This is a genomic window from Mucilaginibacter sp. P4_D1, from assembly GCF_056401935.1.
In genome coordinates this window covers 1-16,989 of record NZ_JBFUIJ010000028.1, presented here as the reverse complement: position 1 = coordinate 16,989, position 16,989 = coordinate 1, and the positions used below count along the sequence as shown (strand labels likewise).

17 protein-coding genes are annotated in these 16,989 nt (G+C 41.0%); 5 read left to right on the top strand and 12 right to left on the bottom strand.

Translation table 11 applies throughout. From position 1 onward, the window contains the following. Positions 1-181: 181 nt before the first annotated feature. Positions 182-865, bottom strand: a complete 684-nt coding sequence (locus AC1DV1_RS20590; RefSeq protein ID WP_477362697.1) for a heme exporter protein CcmB — start codon at positions 863-865, stop codon at positions 182-184. Positions 866-954: 89 nt separating this feature from the next. Between AC1DV1_RS20590 and AC1DV1_RS20585 the strand changes: the two genes are divergently transcribed. Further along, positions 955-1,440, top strand: coding sequence for a methylated-DNA--[protein]-cysteine S-methyltransferase (locus AC1DV1_RS20585; protein ID WP_477362695.1), 486 nt, complete (start codon positions 955-957; stop codon positions 1,438-1,440). Here AC1DV1_RS20585 and AC1DV1_RS20580 read toward each other — a convergent pair. From AC1DV1_RS20580 to AC1DV1_RS20545, 8 genes are all read right to left on the bottom strand, one after another. Further along, entirely contained in the window at positions 1,429-3,372 is a 1,944-nt protein-coding gene (locus tag AC1DV1_RS20580) for a hybrid sensor histidine kinase/response regulator (RefSeq protein ID WP_477362693.1), read from the bottom strand. The genes AC1DV1_RS20585 and AC1DV1_RS20580 overlap by 12 nt on opposite strands. A gap of 29 nt (positions 3,373-3,401) precedes the next feature. After that, on the bottom strand, positions 3,402-3,989 hold the full coding sequence (locus AC1DV1_RS20575) for a chemotaxis protein CheB (RefSeq protein WP_477362691.1): 588 nt from the start codon (positions 3,987-3,989) through the stop codon (positions 3,402-3,404). Continuing rightward, positions 3,979-4,809, bottom strand: coding sequence for a CheR family methyltransferase (locus AC1DV1_RS20570; protein WP_477362689.1), 831 nt, complete (start codon positions 4,807-4,809; stop codon positions 3,979-3,981). The genes AC1DV1_RS20575 and AC1DV1_RS20570 overlap by 11 nt, the downstream gene beginning before the upstream one ends. 3 nt (positions 4,810-4,812) lie before the next feature. Beyond that, entirely contained in the window at positions 4,813-8,256 is a 3,444-nt protein-coding gene (locus AC1DV1_RS20565; RefSeq protein ID WP_477362687.1) for a response regulator, read from the bottom strand. 96 nt (positions 8,257-8,352) lie between these two features. Beyond that, on the bottom strand, positions 8,353-8,778 hold the full coding sequence (locus AC1DV1_RS20560) for a hypothetical protein (RefSeq protein WP_477362685.1): 426 nt from the start codon (positions 8,776-8,778) through the stop codon (positions 8,353-8,355). Positions 8,779-8,952: 174 nt separating this feature from the next. After that, positions 8,953-9,282, bottom strand: a complete 330-nt coding sequence (gene gldC / locus AC1DV1_RS20555; RefSeq protein ID WP_090653031.1) for a gliding motility protein GldC — start codon at positions 9,280-9,282, stop codon at positions 8,953-8,955. Positions 9,283-9,406: 124 nt separating this feature from the next. After that, on the bottom strand, positions 9,407-9,673 hold the full coding sequence (locus AC1DV1_RS20550) for a hypothetical protein (protein WP_090653032.1): 267 nt from the start codon (positions 9,671-9,673) through the stop codon (positions 9,407-9,409). A gap of 35 nt (positions 9,674-9,708) precedes the next feature. Next, on the bottom strand, positions 9,709-11,064 hold the full coding sequence (locus AC1DV1_RS20545; protein WP_477362683.1) for a DEAD/DEAH box helicase: 1,356 nt from the start codon (positions 11,062-11,064) through the stop codon (positions 9,709-9,711). A gap of 196 nt (positions 11,065-11,260) precedes the next feature. Here AC1DV1_RS20545 and AC1DV1_RS20540 point away from each other — a divergent pair, with 196 nt between their 5' ends. Continuing rightward, positions 11,261-11,902, top strand: coding sequence for a hypothetical protein (locus AC1DV1_RS20540; protein ID WP_477362681.1), 642 nt, complete (start codon positions 11,261-11,263; stop codon positions 11,900-11,902). 272 nt (positions 11,903-12,174) lie between these two features. Then, positions 12,175-13,365 carry a carboxypeptidase-like regulatory domain-containing protein gene (locus tag AC1DV1_RS20535; protein ID WP_477362679.1) on the top strand — a complete coding sequence of 397 codons (1,191 nt, stop codon included), beginning with the start codon at positions 12,175-12,177 and terminating at the stop codon, positions 13,363-13,365. A gap of 198 nt (positions 13,366-13,563) precedes the next feature. Here AC1DV1_RS20535 and AC1DV1_RS20530 read toward each other — a convergent pair whose 3' ends face one another. Further along, positions 13,564-15,066, bottom strand: coding sequence for an ATP-binding cassette domain-containing protein (locus AC1DV1_RS20530; protein WP_477362677.1), 1,503 nt, complete (start codon positions 15,064-15,066; stop codon positions 13,564-13,566). Positions 15,067-15,151: 85 nt separating this feature from the next. Next, on the bottom strand, positions 15,152-15,373 hold the full coding sequence (locus AC1DV1_RS20525; protein WP_477362675.1) for a hypothetical protein: 222 nt from the start codon (positions 15,371-15,373) through the stop codon (positions 15,152-15,154). Between the two features lie 460 nt (positions 15,374-15,833). On the opposite strand from AC1DV1_RS20525, the gene AC1DV1_RS20520 reads away from it, so the two are divergent. Together AC1DV1_RS20520 and AC1DV1_RS20515 are read left to right on the top strand one after the other, a co-directional pair. Continuing rightward, a complete protein-coding gene (locus tag AC1DV1_RS20520; protein WP_477362673.1) occupies positions 15,834-15,995 on the top strand; it encodes a hypothetical protein in 162 nt (53 codons plus the stop codon). Positions 15,996-16,088: 93 nt separating this feature from the next. Continuing rightward, entirely contained in the window at positions 16,089-16,544 is a 456-nt protein-coding gene (locus AC1DV1_RS20515; RefSeq protein ID WP_477362671.1) for a PA2169 family four-helix-bundle protein, read from the top strand. Between the two features lie 139 nt (positions 16,545-16,683). Here AC1DV1_RS20515 and AC1DV1_RS20510 read toward each other — a convergent pair whose 3' ends face one another. Beyond that, entirely contained in the window at positions 16,684-16,884 is a 201-nt protein-coding gene (locus tag AC1DV1_RS20510) for a hypothetical protein (protein WP_477362669.1), read from the bottom strand. Between the last annotated feature and the right edge of the window lie 105 nt (positions 16,885-16,989).

Below are 16,989 nucleotides of genomic sequence, written 5' to 3'. Positions count from 1 at the left end.
AGTTTTTGCCATGCATCGTCGTTGATTCTTTGATGGCAAAACTATATTTTAATTAGACTTAATCCAAATAAAATTTAAAATGATTCTAAATAAGGATATTGGAACGTAAAAAACCGCTGATCAAACTAATTGAACAGATATATTCAAAAAATAAGAGAATAATAATGTAGCTTATCGGGATTCAATCGCGCCACAAATAAGGGAAAAGTAACAACGCGGTTGTAATTACGATAGCGTTAATGGCAAACAGAACGCCGATATCGCCGTAACTTAAGCTTCGCTCCAATCCATCCATTGCTCTTTTGCTTAGGCGGATAAGGATTAATATCACCGGAATAATTACTGGAAAACTTAAAATAGCCATGAGTGTACCGTTATTGCCGGCTTTTGATGCTATGGCCGATATCATGGTAAATACTGTTGAAAAGCTGATGCTACCCATTAACACCGCCAGCAAATAAAACCATACATCGCCAAGTTTATTGGTGAAGAAAACCTGGTATACCAGCAGGGCCAAAAAGCTGATGAGCGTCATCAGCAAAATATTGTATATGGTTTTTGAAAGTATAATGGCTTGCGGGCTGGCAATGGAGTAGTAATACAGTAACCGGCTTTTACTCTCCTGCATAAAGCTTTTGGCAATAGCATTTACCGATGCAAACAACATGATGATCCAGAACAACACATTCCATACCAGCGGATAGGCGGTGGTACCGTTTAAACCGGAGCTTTGATTGAACGAGATGTAGCAAACAAACACGGTAGATACCACATACAGCAAAACCCCGTTAAAAGCATATTTTGACCGCCACTCCAGCAAAATCTCTTTTTTTAACAAATGAATGGTTTCCTGAACAAGCTTCATGCGGCAAAGGTAATAATTTGTAATATGGGATTTTAGCCATTTGTTTGATAGCCCCGATTACTTTAATTTTGATTACAATTAACAAACCAATGCCCATAACTTATTATCGTACCCGCATCGGGATTGTCCGTATTACACAGGATGGTGAATTTATATCAGGCATCTCTATCCGGGATGAGGAATATGAGATAGAGCCGCCAGCTACGCCATTGCTGCAAATAGCTATTGATCAGTTGCAGCAATATTTTGATGGGACCAGGAAAACCTTCGATTTCCCCATTAAGCAACCGGGTACCGATTTTCAGCAGCAGGTTTGGGAATGTTTATTAAATATTGAGTACGGCACCACAACAACTTATCTGCAGCAATCTCAACAAATGAACAACCCTTTGGCCATCAGGGCGATTGCTGCCGCCAACGGAAAAAATCATCTTTGGGTTGTAGTACCTTGCCATCGGGTGATAGGCTCGGATGGGAGTTTAACCGGTTATGCCGGCGGCCTTTGGCGTAAGCAATGGTTGCTGCAACACGAAGCCAATGTTATGGGCGTGGGCCAAACCAGGTTAAACTTTTAATTTATGTGTGCGGGCGCTTAAAAGTTTACTCATTTTTTCGTGCAGCTGAAATGGCTGAAATGGCTTCGACAAAACATCATTCATCCCGGCTGTTAAAGCTTCCTGTTGCTCGTAGCCAAATGAAGCTGCTGATAGTGATATAATAGGTATACTTCGTTTGGGTTCCTCAAAATCAACCCTGATGGTTTTTGCCGTTTCGTAACCATTCAAATCGGGCATATGGGTATCCATCAATATAATGTCATAATGGTTGTTCCTTAGTTTATCAAGCACTTTACGGCCGTTATCAACCATATCCACCTGTACCTGCCAGTCTTTAAGTATTTTAGATAGCATAAACTGGTTTACCATATTATCTTCGGCTACCAACACGCTTACATTTAAAAAGGGGGAAAGTACTTTATCTGGTCTCGCACTGGCCTTTTCAACCGGTTTGGCCGAAATTGTGTACCAGTTATAAAAACTGAAGGTGCTGCCTTCGCCAATTTTGCTGTTTACCGTAAGTTCGCCGCCTTTTAACTCAACCAATCTTTTTACTATAGCAAGCCCAAGCCCGGTGCCCCCGTATTTACTAACCGTATCCTCATCGGCCTGCTCAAATGATTCAAACACCCGGTTAAGCTTATCTTCAGGAATTCCGATGCCGGTATCTTCAACACTATATTTTACCCTCACCTTATCGGTGTGCCTTTGTATAACCGATACCTTTAATTTTACATAACCCCTTTCGGTAAACTTAATGGCGTTGCTGAGCAGGTTCATCAATATCTGGTTTAAACGCAACGAATCAACCATCATATACGGCGGCAACTCAGGATCTATTTCCAATAAAAACTCGATGTCTTTTTCGTCGGCCCTAAATTTCAGCAAGTCGAAAACCGATTTGATAATATCGTTTACGTTATTTGCCGTACGGATAATGTTAAATTTCCCGGCCTCGATTTTAGAAATATCCAACACATCGTTAATAACGCCAAGTAACGATTTTGACGAGGTTTCCAACAAATCAAGCATTCCTCTTTGCTGCTCATCAACATTAGTTTTTAGCAGCATAGTGGTAATGCCAATAATACCGTTAACGGGTGTCCGTAGTTCATGGCTCATATTGGCCAAAAAAGTTTCCTTAACCTTTTTGGTATATTCCGCCTGATCCTTTGATTTGATGAGTTGTTCCTGGTAGCTTTTTTGGGGCGATATATCGCTGATATTGATAAATATCATTTTATTATGGTAAGATGCACGGCATTCGCCCCATATTACCCGTTTATCAAACCGTTCAAACCTGCCTTCAAATACCGCGAAAGGCAGGTTATCTTTAATAATTTCGCCGAGTTTTTTTCTAAATGCCGGCTGATGCTCTGTAATGGCCAGGTTAACTATGCTCTTGCCCAGTAATTCGGCTGGCTTAAAACCCAAAATATTTTCAACTGCCGGGTTAATATTGTCAATCCGCAGGGTTTGCGCATCAACAGAGCAAATGATATCTGCCGAGTTTTTTACAACTATAGAGTAGTTTTGTAATTCCTGGTTTTTGAGTTTGATTTCGGCTTGTGCGCGGGCCAGGTGTACAAATGAATCAACTTTGGCCGATGTTATATACGGATCGAGCGGCTTATACAGGTAATCAACTGCGCCGGTACCCAGGCCTTTAACAGCGTATTTGGTTTCCTTTGATATAGCAGTAACAAAAATTACCATAATATCCCTGGTACGCGGGTTTGATTTAAGCATCTCTACCAATTCAAAGCCATCCATTTCGGGCATTTGCACATCAACCAGTGCTATAGCAATTTGGGTTTCCCAGGCTATTTTGAGCGCTTCATTAGGGGATGTTGTAGAAAATATACGGATGTCATCGCGTTTTAATAAGGCCTCAAGCGCTATTATGTTCTCTTCTCTATCATCAACAATAAGAATATTTACAGGGGTCATGTAATATTGATTAGTGTATGGTGAATTACCTATGTACTTAATAATGTAAAAATTTCGTCTGTATGTAAAATATATTCTGCGGCTCCAATATTAATTGCTGCCGTTGGCATTTCTGTCATTTCCGCATCCTCCGGATGCTGCGCGATGGTTGTAGCGCCGTTATTTCTTAATTTAAGCAATCCTTCCGCGCCATCCTGGTTTGCACCCGATAACAGTATCGCCATGCAACGCTCTTTGTAAATTTCGGCTGCGCTTTCAAAAGTTACATCAATTGATGGCTTTGAAAACCAAACCGATTCCGATACATCAAGTGCAAATGTTCCCTCTTTTTCAATTAAGGTATGGTAATTCGCGGGCGCTATGTAAATAGTATTCTTATTCAGAATATCCTTGTCGGCAATTTCGCGCATTAACATACGGCTGTTTTCTGCAAAGAGTTTTTCAATTTCGCTAAAAAAATTTTTTTTGCGATGAATTACAATAATTACAGTTTTGTTTAGGTTGGGAGCGAGCGTTTTTACTATCTGGAACAATATTTTAAACGAACCAGCAGAGCCGCCGAGTAGCAGTATTTCGGCAGATTTCCAACGTTCGAGCAGGTTTTTATCAGGAGCCAATTTTTTGATAAATATTTTCCTTTGGATTAATCACCTTAAACTTCTTTTTAAAAGTATCTGACCGGATTGTTTCTTTACTCCCCAGGCACAAATAGCCCAATGGGCATAAACTTTTATAAAAAAGTTCCAGGATGTGTTCCTGCAACTCAGTTTCAAAATAGATAAACACGTTACGGCAACTTATAAGCTGAAACTCGTTGAACACTCCATCTGAAACCAGGTTGTGTACGGAAAACAACGTATTTTGTTTCAATTCATTGTGTATTGAAGCTGCGTCGTACAAGATAGTAAAATGATCTGAAATGGAACCCTTTAAACCTGTAAATTGATAATTTTCTGCGTAACTTTTTATATTACGCAGGCTATAGATACCGCGGCGGGCTTCTCTAAGTACTTCGGTGTTAATATCGGTGCCGTAAATGAACGATTTATTGCTCAGGCCGGCCTCGCGCATCAGGATAGCCATTGAATATACTTCCTCGCCGGTTGAACAACCTGCCACCCATATTTTAGAATGCTGATAGGTGGAAAGGTAGGGGATAACCTGGCTGTTTAAGCCTTTGTAAAATGATGGGTCGCGAAACATCTCGGTTACGTTCACCGTTATCTCTTCCAAAAACTCCTGAAAAAAGTCCTGATTGTTGACGAGCGCATGCTTAAGATCATAAAAGCTTAGTTTTTTAAGCTGCATAATCCTGGTGATCCTGCGTTTTAATGAAGCTTTGGTATAGCCCGAAAAATCAAACCCATGCACCTTTTTTACAAGGTCAATAAGCTCGGTTATTTGCGGTGCGGATATGATTACATTAGTATCGGTCATAAATTAGCTTTCCAGCCATAATTGCATCAGCGAAATTAACCTGTCCATATCAACCGGTTTGGTAATATAATCATTGGCACCGGCTGCTATGCACTTTTCGCGGTCGTCTTTCATTGCTTTTGCTGTTAATGCTATTACCGGCAATTTGGCCCATTTGTTTTGCTTACGTATGTATCTTGTGGCTTCGTAACCATCCATTTTGGGCATCATAATATCCATCAAAACAATATCAATGTTCGGGATCTCTTCCAGCTTGGCTATGGCTTCCTCGCCATCGTTGGCAATTTCCACAATAAGGTCATAACTTTGCAGGGCACTGCTCAGGGCAAAAATATTGCGCATATCATCATCAACAATAAGCACCTTTTTACCTTTAATGGCATCCTTGCCTTTAGCCGGCAATTTTGGTTTTGATATTTGCGCCGTTTGGCCGCTGGCCGATGATTCGCTAATTTTATTCAGGAACAGGTTAACCTCGTCAATTAGTCTATCGGCCGATTTATTGGTTTTAACCACCATGGCGTTTGCATATTGCATAAGCCTGTTTACCGATGTTTTATCCAACTCCATGGCTGTATTAACAATTACAGGTAGTGAAATAAAGCGGTCAACTTCCTTGATCTTGTCTAACAGATCCAGGCCCGAAATATCTGGCAGGTTTAAATCAAGTATTACGCATTGGTACTCATTTTCGTGCAGCATTCTGAATGCCGATGCGCCATCAAAAGCCTGGTCTACCGTAATACCCTGGCCCTGCATCATATCTTTTAAAGCCTGGCTTTGGGCCTTGTGGTCTTCAACCAGCAGTATTTGCTTAAACCGGGTGCCGCTTTGCAGCATGATATCTGCAAATAGTTTATCCAATGTTTCGGTATTAATAGGCTTTTTAAGGAAACTGATGGCACCTTCTTTGTGCACACGATTAGCCGCCGCTTCGCCTGCCGACATCAGGTGTACCGGGATATGTATGGTAGCTTCATCAGCCTTCAACTCTTTTAATATCTGCCAGCCATCCTTGCCTGGCAGCATAATGTCAAGTATAACAGCATCGGGTTTTGCCTCCTTTATGGTTTCAACGGCGCGTGTGCCTTCATAAACTATAATAGATTTATAGCCATGATCACGGGCATAATCCTGCAGTATGCCGGCAAAATTTTTATCATCTTCTACAATTACCACTAATGGCTCGTGGTTATCTTCACGGGTTATGGCTTTAGCAGGCTTCAGGAAGTTACTTTCGGCCTTGAAAGTTTGGGCTGTTGGTAAAACCTCGTCATTCACAACCGGTACTATTTTGGCCTCAAGGGGAATCGTCAATATAAATTCACTGCCTATTCCCGGCTCACTGGTCATGCTTATGCTGCCGCCCAATAATATGGCCAGTTCGCGGCTAATGGATAATCCCAATCCCGTGCCGCCATATTTGCGGCTTGTTGAACCATCGGCCTGCTGAAAGGCTTCAAATATAATCCGTTGTTTTTCGGCCGGGATACCTATGCCCGAATCTTTGATAGCAAAGTTGACGGTGTTTTCTTTAAGCCCCGGTTTTACATTGATGGAAATTGAGCCATTCTCTGGCGTAAACTTGAACGCGTTTGAGAGCAGGTTTTTTATCACCTGCTCAACTCTTACCTTATCGGTAAATACGGTTAAAGGCACATTCCCGGCAATGCTGGTGCTATATTTTATTTTTTTGTTGCCCGCTACTTCGTTAAACAACATTTCCATATCGTCAACAATTTCGGATATCCTGATGTCCTCGTTTTGCATATCCAGCTTGCCCGATTCTATTTTGGATAAGTCCAGTATGTCGTTTATCAGTGTAAGTAAATCGTTACCTGCATTGAAAATTACGCTGGCGTATTTAATCTGATCTTCAGACAGGTTGGCCGGCTTATTGTCTTTCAGGATGCGCGCCAGCACCAGGATACTGTTAAGCGGCGTACGCAGTTCGTGGCTCATGTTTGCCAAAAACTCCGATTTGTATTTGCCCGTAGTTTCCAACTCATCAACTTTAAGGTTAATGGCTGCACGTGCTTCTTCAATGGCCTGGTTTTTTTCTTCCAGCAGGCTTGCTTTTTCTTCAAGCTCGGCGTTAATAGTACGTAATTCTTCCTGCTGTACCCGCAATTCTTCTTCTGATGCCTGCAACATTTCTGTTTTATTTACCAATTCTTCATTGGTAACGCGCATTTCTTCTTGCTGCGCTTCCAGTTCTTCGGCTTGTTGCTGAGTTTCTTCAAACAGGTCGTGCATGATGGTGCGGGCCTGGGCGGTATTTACCGCAATGCCAATATCATTGGCTATGGCTAAAATATAACCACGGTCTTTTTCTGCCAATTCGCCGGCAAAGGCCACTTCCATTACGCCTTTTAGCTTTTTGTCAAAAAAGAACGGAATGATAAATGTTTGGGTTAGTAATTCTTTAACTACCGATGAAGACAGCTCCAAGCTATCATTCAACTTGCCTTTTACCACAGCTGCTTTTTCATCGGCAGCCACCTGGCCAAGCCAGCCTTCAGTTAGCTGTACCCGTTTCTTTATTAAATTTGGATTATGGAATGCGTAAGATGCATATAATTCGAGGAGATGCTCCTTATCGTTATATAAATAAAATGTACCTGCGGCTGCTTTGGTATAAGAGCAAACTTCGGCCAATATATTTTGTGATAGCTCTTTTTCGCTTTGCTGCCCCTGCATTTTTTCGTTAAGGGTGCCGGTACCGGTAAGCAGCCAGTTTTTGGCTTCATTTTCGGCAAGTACTACACCCAATTCGGCGTTGGCAACCTTAATTTCTTCTTCTATTTTTTTCTGCTGATCAAATGCTGTTTGAATGTATCTGAACAAAAACAGGATGATAAACAGGAATATTAACGATCCGCAGGCTATCACAGTGACGGCCATTTTTGATGCTTTTGCCGAACTTTGTTTGCGAATGCTAAGAAGTCGGTTTTCGTTTTCTATTACCCTGTTTACAAGCCCCCGTATGTTATCCATGTTTTGTTTGCCATTCAAAAACATGTTATTGGCAACCATAAATTCAAGCCCTTTGCTATCACGGGTATCGATATTCTCTTTAAGTATATTTAGCTGGGTAGTTACAAGGGATGTTAGTGTGTCCAGCCGTTTTAATTGAACCGCATTGTCTTTGGTGAGATTTTTTAGCGTACTAAGGTCCTCGTTGATACGTGGTATTGCATCATGATACGGTTCAAGAAATACTTTTTTATCTGTAGCTCCAAAACCGCGCATGCCGGTTTCTGCATCTATCATATGCTGCAATAAACCGGTAGACGATTTGATAACATTTTGGGTATGCTCAACCCAGGTGTTATCTTCTTCTAACTGGCTGATGCTGTTATAGGATAGTATACCAACCAGTAAAACCAGGATGATTGATGYAGCAAAGCCAGTTAATACCTGCTGACGAAAGGTAAGTTTCAACATTGATAGGGATAATTAAACAAATACAAATATGTTCAAAAAAAAGCTGTTTACGTAAAGTGAACAGCTAATAAACATATAAGGAATATTTTGATTAATTTATACTGTTTCTGCGGGCTTAACAAAGCCTTTAGGCTTGCCGTTAATAGCACCCGCAAGCGCCAAAACCGGGCCCGCAAACAATACGAACCAACCCCACTTAAATTTAATTTGCCTGGTTAAAAGTGAATCGAACTTGCGGAAAGGAATAAAACTAAAAGTGGTTTCTACCTTTACAATGGCGGCAATAAACAGCACGGTTACCAAAATAACCGACGCCCACGCACAGGCCCGCGTAATTTTATACTGGTTTAAAAATGATGAAATAACACCAATAACAGCCACCAGCACAAGTACTATACCGTACGGCTGGTTAAGCTGATAAACATTCCAGTTAAACAAATGGAACGGACGTAACAACGGGCAGTATGTACCGGCAAAAAGCAATACAAAGCCCACAAATGATGAAATTGAACTAAGGCGCATAAGGGAGTATCAAGTAGTAAGTATCAAGTAGCAAGACAGCTGCAGTTATTTAGTATCAAGTCGCAAGTATCAAGTAGTAAGTAGCAAGACAGCTGCAAATAAAAATAGTATCCTCACTCAAATTACTCAATCAAAAATCTTGATACTTGATACTTACTACTTGATACTAAAAGGCTATTGTTTAATTTCCATTTTATCGGCAAAGTGGGCGCAGTAATCGCGCAGGTCTTCAACAATATTTTTTTCGCCGGTGGCGCGTAAAAAGCTGTCGCCCATGGTTTGCAGGGTTTCGTAAAAAAAGCGTTTCATCTCGTCAACGGGCATATCTTTGGTCCACAGGTCAATGCGCAGGGTGTTTTTGTAGCTTTGGTCCCACAGGGCCAGCATAAACGATTTTACCGGCAATGCCTCTTTTGATTGCGAATCGGTTGATTCCCACATGATATTTTCGGGCACGTTATTATCGTCCAGCGTAACGGTGAGCTTTATTTCGGCGGTTTTCATTTTCTGTTTTATTGAAGTCGCAAAAGTAGGTTATTTTAAGGCGACGGGATTATAATGAGTTTGTAATTTTTGAGGGAACATTATGCTTATCTACCATGTAAATTATGGAAACAGGAGGGCGCGTTTATTTAACCAGGAAAAAGATTACAGCTATCAGGGCTATTACGCACAACTCAATAATCCACAGTTTTTTAAGCTCGGCAAAAAAGTTGCGGAACATCAGATCCATAAAAAACACCACCGCGGCAAATAACAGGAATATCCAACCAATGGTACCGCTCCAGTTTTCTAAAGGGCGACCGGCAATGGCGGCTCCATTTATCCAGATATAAACAGCTACTACCAAAAAAAATGTGGTGGCAAAATTTAACGGGGTAATGCGCAATTTCATGTAATTGACTATCTGTTTGAAGTTTTTAAAATCGGTTAACGTTTTTTTCGGGACGATGATGACCTGGTTTTTCCGCCGGCTGCTTTATAGGCTTTGCCATATTTTACTTTGTTCTTGGCCTCGTCGAACTTTTTATGCTGATTGAGGGTTTTCTTTTCGTGGAAAGCGCCTTTAAAATCCGGGTCGTCTTTACGCTTTTGCATATCAATTTCCTTCGCAATTTCCTGGCGCTCATCGTAGCCGGTTTCCTCAATAAAAACATCACCCGGAATGGCCGAAACCGGGATGGTTTGTTTAATGAGTTTTTCTATCTTCTTAAGGTAATACTCCTCGGCAGGGCCGCAAAACGTAATGGCCTCGCCGGATTGCAGGGCCCGGCCCGTGCGGCCTATTCGGTGTACATAATCTTCTATTACAACAGGTACATCAAAATTAATAACATGGCTTACATCACTAACATCGATACCGCGCGATGCTACATCGGTTGCTACCAGTATTTTAACCTCGTCGTTTTTAAAAGAGTTAATAGAGTTGATACGGGTGTTTTGCCCTTTATTGGCATGTAGCACCTTAACCCCTCCCTCGCCAAATTTGCGCAGCAGGAATTTGTAAACATCATCGGCAACAACACGGGTTTTGCAAAATATCATCAGCTTGGTAATCTCCCCTTCGGCCTCCAATAGTTTTTTTAACAGGTGAATTTTGGTTTTAACATTGGGTACATAATACAGCTGTTGGTTAACCGTTTGCGCCGGTGTTGCCTGTGGGGTAACTTCAATAATGGTTGGATACTCCAGGAAATTATTGGATAACTCATGAATTTTATCGCTCATAGTGGCCGAAAAAAGCAGGTTTTGCCTTTTTACCGGTACCACTTCAAGCAAGCGGTTAATCTGGGGCATAAAGCCCATATCCATCATTTTATCGGCCTCGTCAAGCACCAGTACCTGCAGGGTTTTGGTAACTATATGGCCTGCCAGGTATAAATCCATAAAGCGGCCGGGAGTGGCTACAATGATATCTACACCTTTATTAAGGTTTTCTATTTGTGTTTTTGGGCCCAGGCCACCGTATAGTACTACAACCCGCAGGTCGGTATTGGAGGCAAAGGTTTTAACGTTTTCCTCAATCTGCATAGCCAGTTCGCGCGTTGGCGAAATAATGAGCGCGCGCGGGGCCTCGCCCTGGGCATATTTAAGCTTCATGATTATGGGCAAAACATAAGCGGCCGTTTTACCGGTACCCGTTTGCGCTATGCCCATTACATCCTGCCCGTTCATGATAGGAGGGATGGCTTTTTGCTGTATAGGCGTAGCTTCGGTATAACCGGCATCGGCAATGGCATTTAAAATTTGCCGGTTAAAATTAAATTCTTCAAAAGATACACCCATGCCGCAAAGATAGGCTTTTTGTTGATTAGGGCTATTGTTTGTTATATTGCGCTAACCTTTAGTATCACTTTTACGTTTAAAGCCGTAATAAAGGATGCATGAGACGTTAACCATATGCAGTACTTTACCTTATCTGTGTTATTGCCTGGTGGTTATATCCCATTGCTTTCGTTTTTACACCTATTAAAATTCAGCAATGAAAAAACACTTATTTACACTTTTATTTATTGTGGCGGCGTCTTTTGCCGCAAACGCTCAAATTGGTACCGGCCGGTATTACACCGGCGGTAGCCTTAATTACAATTACGATGGGTATGGCTACACAAACACCTATTCGTTCGCGGCCGGAACTACGGTTTATACCAATCATAGTATATCTAACCTGCAAATTAACCCCGATTTTGGGATGTTCCTGTCAAAAAACTGGACTATTGGCATCCAGCCCGGTTACTCGCGTACGGGCGGAACCGAAACATCTGTTTACACCGCATTAGCAGGTACCGGTACCACCAGTTACAGGTATGATCATAAATACCACACCGAAGCGCTTTCGTTAGGTATCCATTTCAGGTACTATTGCATGCTGAATGACAGGATTGGCATATTCCCGCAGTTTGGCGTTACCGAGGCCAATGATATCAACAACTTTAATTCGGGCTCGATAAGTATTGGCGGTAACCCCAATATCGTGTTTTTTGCCACAAAAAAGCTGGCCGTAAATCTTGGCTTTGGTAACATACTGTATACCCATGATTATCAAACCAAAGCTAATTCATTCAACATTGGGCTGAATACCAATATTGGTTTTGGTGTAAATTATTATTGGGGGAAACAGTAGGGCTGGGTTGAAGGTTAGTATGAAGCCCGGAGTCGAAACTCTTAAGTTGTGTCTGCCCTAAGCGAAGTTAAAGGTGGGGCAGACATTAATAAGCAAAGGGCAGTAGATACAGATATTTAGCCCTTCCACTCGAACCCCGCACCTCGCACCCCGTCCCCAGACCCCATTGTAAAAATCTTATATCAGTAAATAAATACTTTGGCAATTCATCCTGTGTTCATAAAAAATGCTTTTTTTAGTAGCTTGAATAATTATTTCAGTATTTTTAGTTAATGCGGCCAATCCGGATAGTTTTTATAGCCTTTGTTTTATTATGCCCCTTGTTTGTTTTGGCGCAGTCCGCTACTATCACCGGTAAGGTAGTGCATGGCGAAAGTAAATCGCCATTGGCCAATGCCAGCGTGTTTTTAAATAACGCTACTTACGGTACCTCAACCGCCGAAGATGGCACATTTACCCTATCGGGTGTCAAGCCTGGCCAGTATGAATTAATTGTTACCGTAGTGGGGTACGAAGACTATGCACAAACAGTGCAGGTAGGTAACGTGCCTTTAAAACTCAATATATCGCTCACCCAAAAAGTACTCATGCTGCGCGAAGTGGTAATAAGCAGTAATGCCGATTGGAAAAAAAACTATGAGCAGTTCAGGAGGGAGTTTATAGGTACAACCGAAAACTCTAAATTATGTAAGGTGCTTAACCCGCGCGTTCTTAACCTTAATTACCACCGTAGCAAGCAGCGGCTGGAGGCGGATGCCGACGAGTTTTTAGTGGTTGAGAACAGGGCGTTGGGCTATCGCACCAAATATTTATTGAAAAACTACGTAAGCGATGCTATTGAGCATACCATACAATACTCAGGCAGGGCCTTGTTTGAAAACCTGCCGGGATCGGCTGAACAAAAAAAGGTTTGGAAACACAAACGCGAGGAGGCTTACTACGGCTCGCCCCAGCATTTTTTCAGGTCATTATATAAAGATAAGCTAAAGGAGGAAGGGTTCGAAGCCCATGACTTTACCCGGGCCCTGAACCGCGAACGACCACCCGAAGAACTGATACAGCAAAAAATAAAAAGGTATAAAGAAACCAACCGCGACTCGGTTATGCACTGGTATAAACTCAGCAACCTTACCAAATGGAGCGATGAAAATGTGGTGAAGATTCCATATCAGTCAATGGAGATTTTGCGCAGCACACCCGAGGCTGGAATTTATGCCATCGCCTTTCCGCATTTTTTGTACGTAGTATATACCAAAAAGCATGAGCTTACCGAATTTAAAGATGTATACCGCCCGCTGGATATGGAAAACTTTGAAACCAGTATAATCACCCTGTATGGTAGTTATGCTTTGTTTGATAACAACGGCACCGTAATATCAAACCCGGCCCCGCTTTACGAAGGCACCTGGTCAAAAGCCAAACTATGCGATTTACTGCCCGTTGATTACGAGCCGGGGGACTAAGCTTCGCTGTCATTAGTCATTGTCGCTTCGCTTGTCATCAGTCATGGGGCATTTCGGTTCGCTGTCATTGGTCATGGGTAGATTTATTAAAAAAAATAAAACAATAGTTGCCAATCAAACTTGGCCTTCAATGACCAATGACCAATGACCAATGACCAATGACCAATGACCAATGACCAATGACCAATGACCAATGACCTAATAAACCACTTTTCCTTTATCCAGCGTTAACACCTTATTAACACTATTTGGGATTTCATGCTGATAGTGGGTTACGTATATCATGGTTACGTTGCTTAGTTTGCAAATGGTATCTATGATGTTTTTAAAATGAAGCTGCTGGTGGTCATCCATGCCCTGGCAGGGTTCATCAAAAATAAGTAGTGAAGGGTTTTTTACTAATGCACGGGCAAGTAAACATAAACGTTGTGCACTTGCGGGTATATTTTTTAAAAGCGTTCGGGCATATTGCTCTATTTCAAGCGTTTTCATCCATTGTAGGGCTATGGCCGCCATTTGTTTGTTGCTTGGTCTGAATAATCCAAGGGTATCGTAGTACCCCGATTCAACTACCTGCAAACAGCTGTTATCGGTAGGGAAATATTGATGCAACTCTGGCGATACAAAGCCTATTTTCTTTTTAATATCCCAGATGCTTTCTCCGGTTCCGCGTTTTTTATCAAATAAAATAATGTGGTTGGCGTAGGCTTGCGGATTATCACCATTTATTAAGCTGAGTAGTGTTGATTTGCCCGCGCCGTTTGGGCCAAGCAGCGCCCAACGGTCGCCTGTTTTAATTTCCCAGTTCACATCATCCAGTACTACCTTATCGGCGTATTGGATGTGCACCTTTTCCATTTTAACAATATGGTTGTAGGTTACCCGCGGTTTATCTGGGTTTAAAAGTATGTTAAGTGCCGTTATATCAATGCTGTCGGCAACATCGGCCATAAACTCTTCCGGCCTAAAATCGATCCTGGTAGTTTCATGAATAATTGCCCCGTTTTGCAATACGGCTACATGGGTAATTCCTTCCGGAATTTCATGGGCGGGTGTGGCAATAATTAAATTGATGCCAGATGCGGTAATTTGGCTGATAATGCCATTAAACTCCTGTCTTGTTTTTACGTCAAGGCCGGTTAACGGATTGTCGAGTAATAATAATACAGGGTTTTTAAGTAAGGCAGCGGCTAACATCAGGCGTTTTGTCTCGCCGTTTGATAGTTTTATTAATTGCTTATCCTGTAGATAATTGAGGTTCAATAAAAGCATTACCTTATATAAGGTCCAATATCCGTCAACCGTTTCGCTGGCAATGTTGTTTAGGTAATTATTAACGGTTAGGGCATCCTCCGAATCGGACGAGTTATAACGCTGCTGATAGTAAAAGTCGGAGGTATTTGATAGATTACGGAAGTGATGCCTGGGCTCAACAATGGCAACCAGCTTTGTTTTAATGCTAATGCCATTTGTAACCAGGCTTTCGTCATCATGTGCGCTTTCAAAGTGATAAGCGATGGAGCCGCCTGTTATATTAAAGCGGCCCGCAATGGTTTGTAATAAGGCACTTTTGCCCGAGCCGCTTGATCCTACAAGTGCCCAGTTTTCGCCTTTGTTTATTTTAAATGTAAGATCTCTGAACAGTGTGCTGTTTAAAAATCTTACGGTGGCATTATTTATAGAAAAAATAGCTTTACTCATGGCTGCTTTTATAGCGGGCAAAATTAACCATCTGCCCGAAAAAGCACTTAAGTATGGTGATAATTATTATGAGTAATTGTTAAGCTTAGGCAGTTTTCTTAAGACTTTGGTTAGGTGCAATATTGGCGTTGCTCTTGTTTAGCCTGTTCCAGCCTTCTATATTTACCATTTCGCCTTTAACAAAATTATTGCATTTTTTATTTGGACAGGCAACAATCCAATTTTTTTTTGATTGTTCAACTTGAGGCCTTGTGCCACATTTAATGCAATTTTCGCATTGAATGTTTGATTGTATTTGAAAAGTCATGATAATATATAGTTATAAATAGATAATTCAAAATTATGATAATGTTGCGGGACCACCAAAAATTTAGCAAAAACCTGCACTATAAGTATGTTAATACTTAATGTTTGTTGTAGCCGAAATGTTGTTGACGCTTTCTTCTCAAGATAATATCCACAATAAACGTTCCGTTTTTTAAATTGTTTGTTGATTAGTACATATTTGATGGGTTAACAGATAAATAAAAAGCGTGTTGTGGATTGCTCCTTCAATTAAAGGCAATTATTGGGTGTTTATCCAATTAATATATAGCCGGATATGTCGAACCAGGCGTATGGTTTACTATACATTTTGAGTTAAATTTAGGCATTTGGAAACTGCGGGGTAATAAAACGCTGTACGCAAAAAAAGGCCTGATTCTTGCGCTGGCTAAACCGCGACGGCAAAATGCGGTCACTACACTTCATCAACTCAAAATATTATTATGAAAAAGATTCATTTGCTGCTGATCGCACTGGCCATGCTTACTTTAAATAGTTGCTCGGTTATTACGGGCATATTTAAGGCCGGCGCTATAGTGGGCATTATTGCTGTTATTGTTGTTATTTTGGTTATCGTTTGGCTAATTTCATTATTCAGGAAGTAATATGTTGATATTTCGTATAGAGATATTTATTAATTATTTAATTAAACAATTTAATTTTTAATGAGTTGTAATTGTATAAAAACATAATTTATCATGGAAAATACACAAGCAACAGCAGAAGTTTTAAATGACCTGGTTCAGATTAACAACGACAGGATAAAGGGTTATGAACGAGCCCTTAAAGAATTAAAAGATGGCGAAACTGATTTAAGGATGCTTTTTTTAAGCTTAATTGATGCAAGCAACCGTTATAAGAATGAATTGGGAAAAGAGGTTGAAGTTTTAGGAAAAGATATTGATACAGGTACTTCAACCGGTGGTAAAATACATCGCGCCTGGCTCGACGTGAAGGCCGCTTTTACCGCCCATGACACGCACGATATTTTAGAAGAATGTGAGTTTGGCGAAGACGCTATTGTAAAAGCTTACCGCGACGCGTTGGCCGAAGAATATATACCCGGATTTTTACGTGACCTGGTAACCAGGCAACATGACGAAATTTTGGATGCCCATGACGAAATAAAAGCATTACGCGATAGTGTTCATTAATCAAGTAGCAAGTAATTAGTATCAAGACTGATGTTTCCCAGATAAAAAAATCTTGATACCTGATACTTACGACTTGATACTATAAAAAAACGCCTTCGAAAATCGGAGGCGTTTTTTTAGAAATCTAAAAAAAGTAAGATTACATTTTTTTAGCAGTGTCTTTCTTAGTAGTGTCAGCTTTAGCAGTGTCCATTTTAGTGGTATCTTTCTTAGCAGTGTCCATTTTAGCAGTGTCCATTTTAGCGGTATCTGTACCTGAAGCAGAACCAGAACCTTTACAAGCTGCAAATGAAGTAGCGATAGCTAAGGCAACTAAGCCTAATTTGAATGAATTTTTCATGTTCAATTTTTTAATGAGTGATTTAATAGTTTTTTGGTTAATACCGGAAATAAAAAAAGGTAACCCATAATTTTAAAATAAAATTACAGATCACCTCTTTTATAT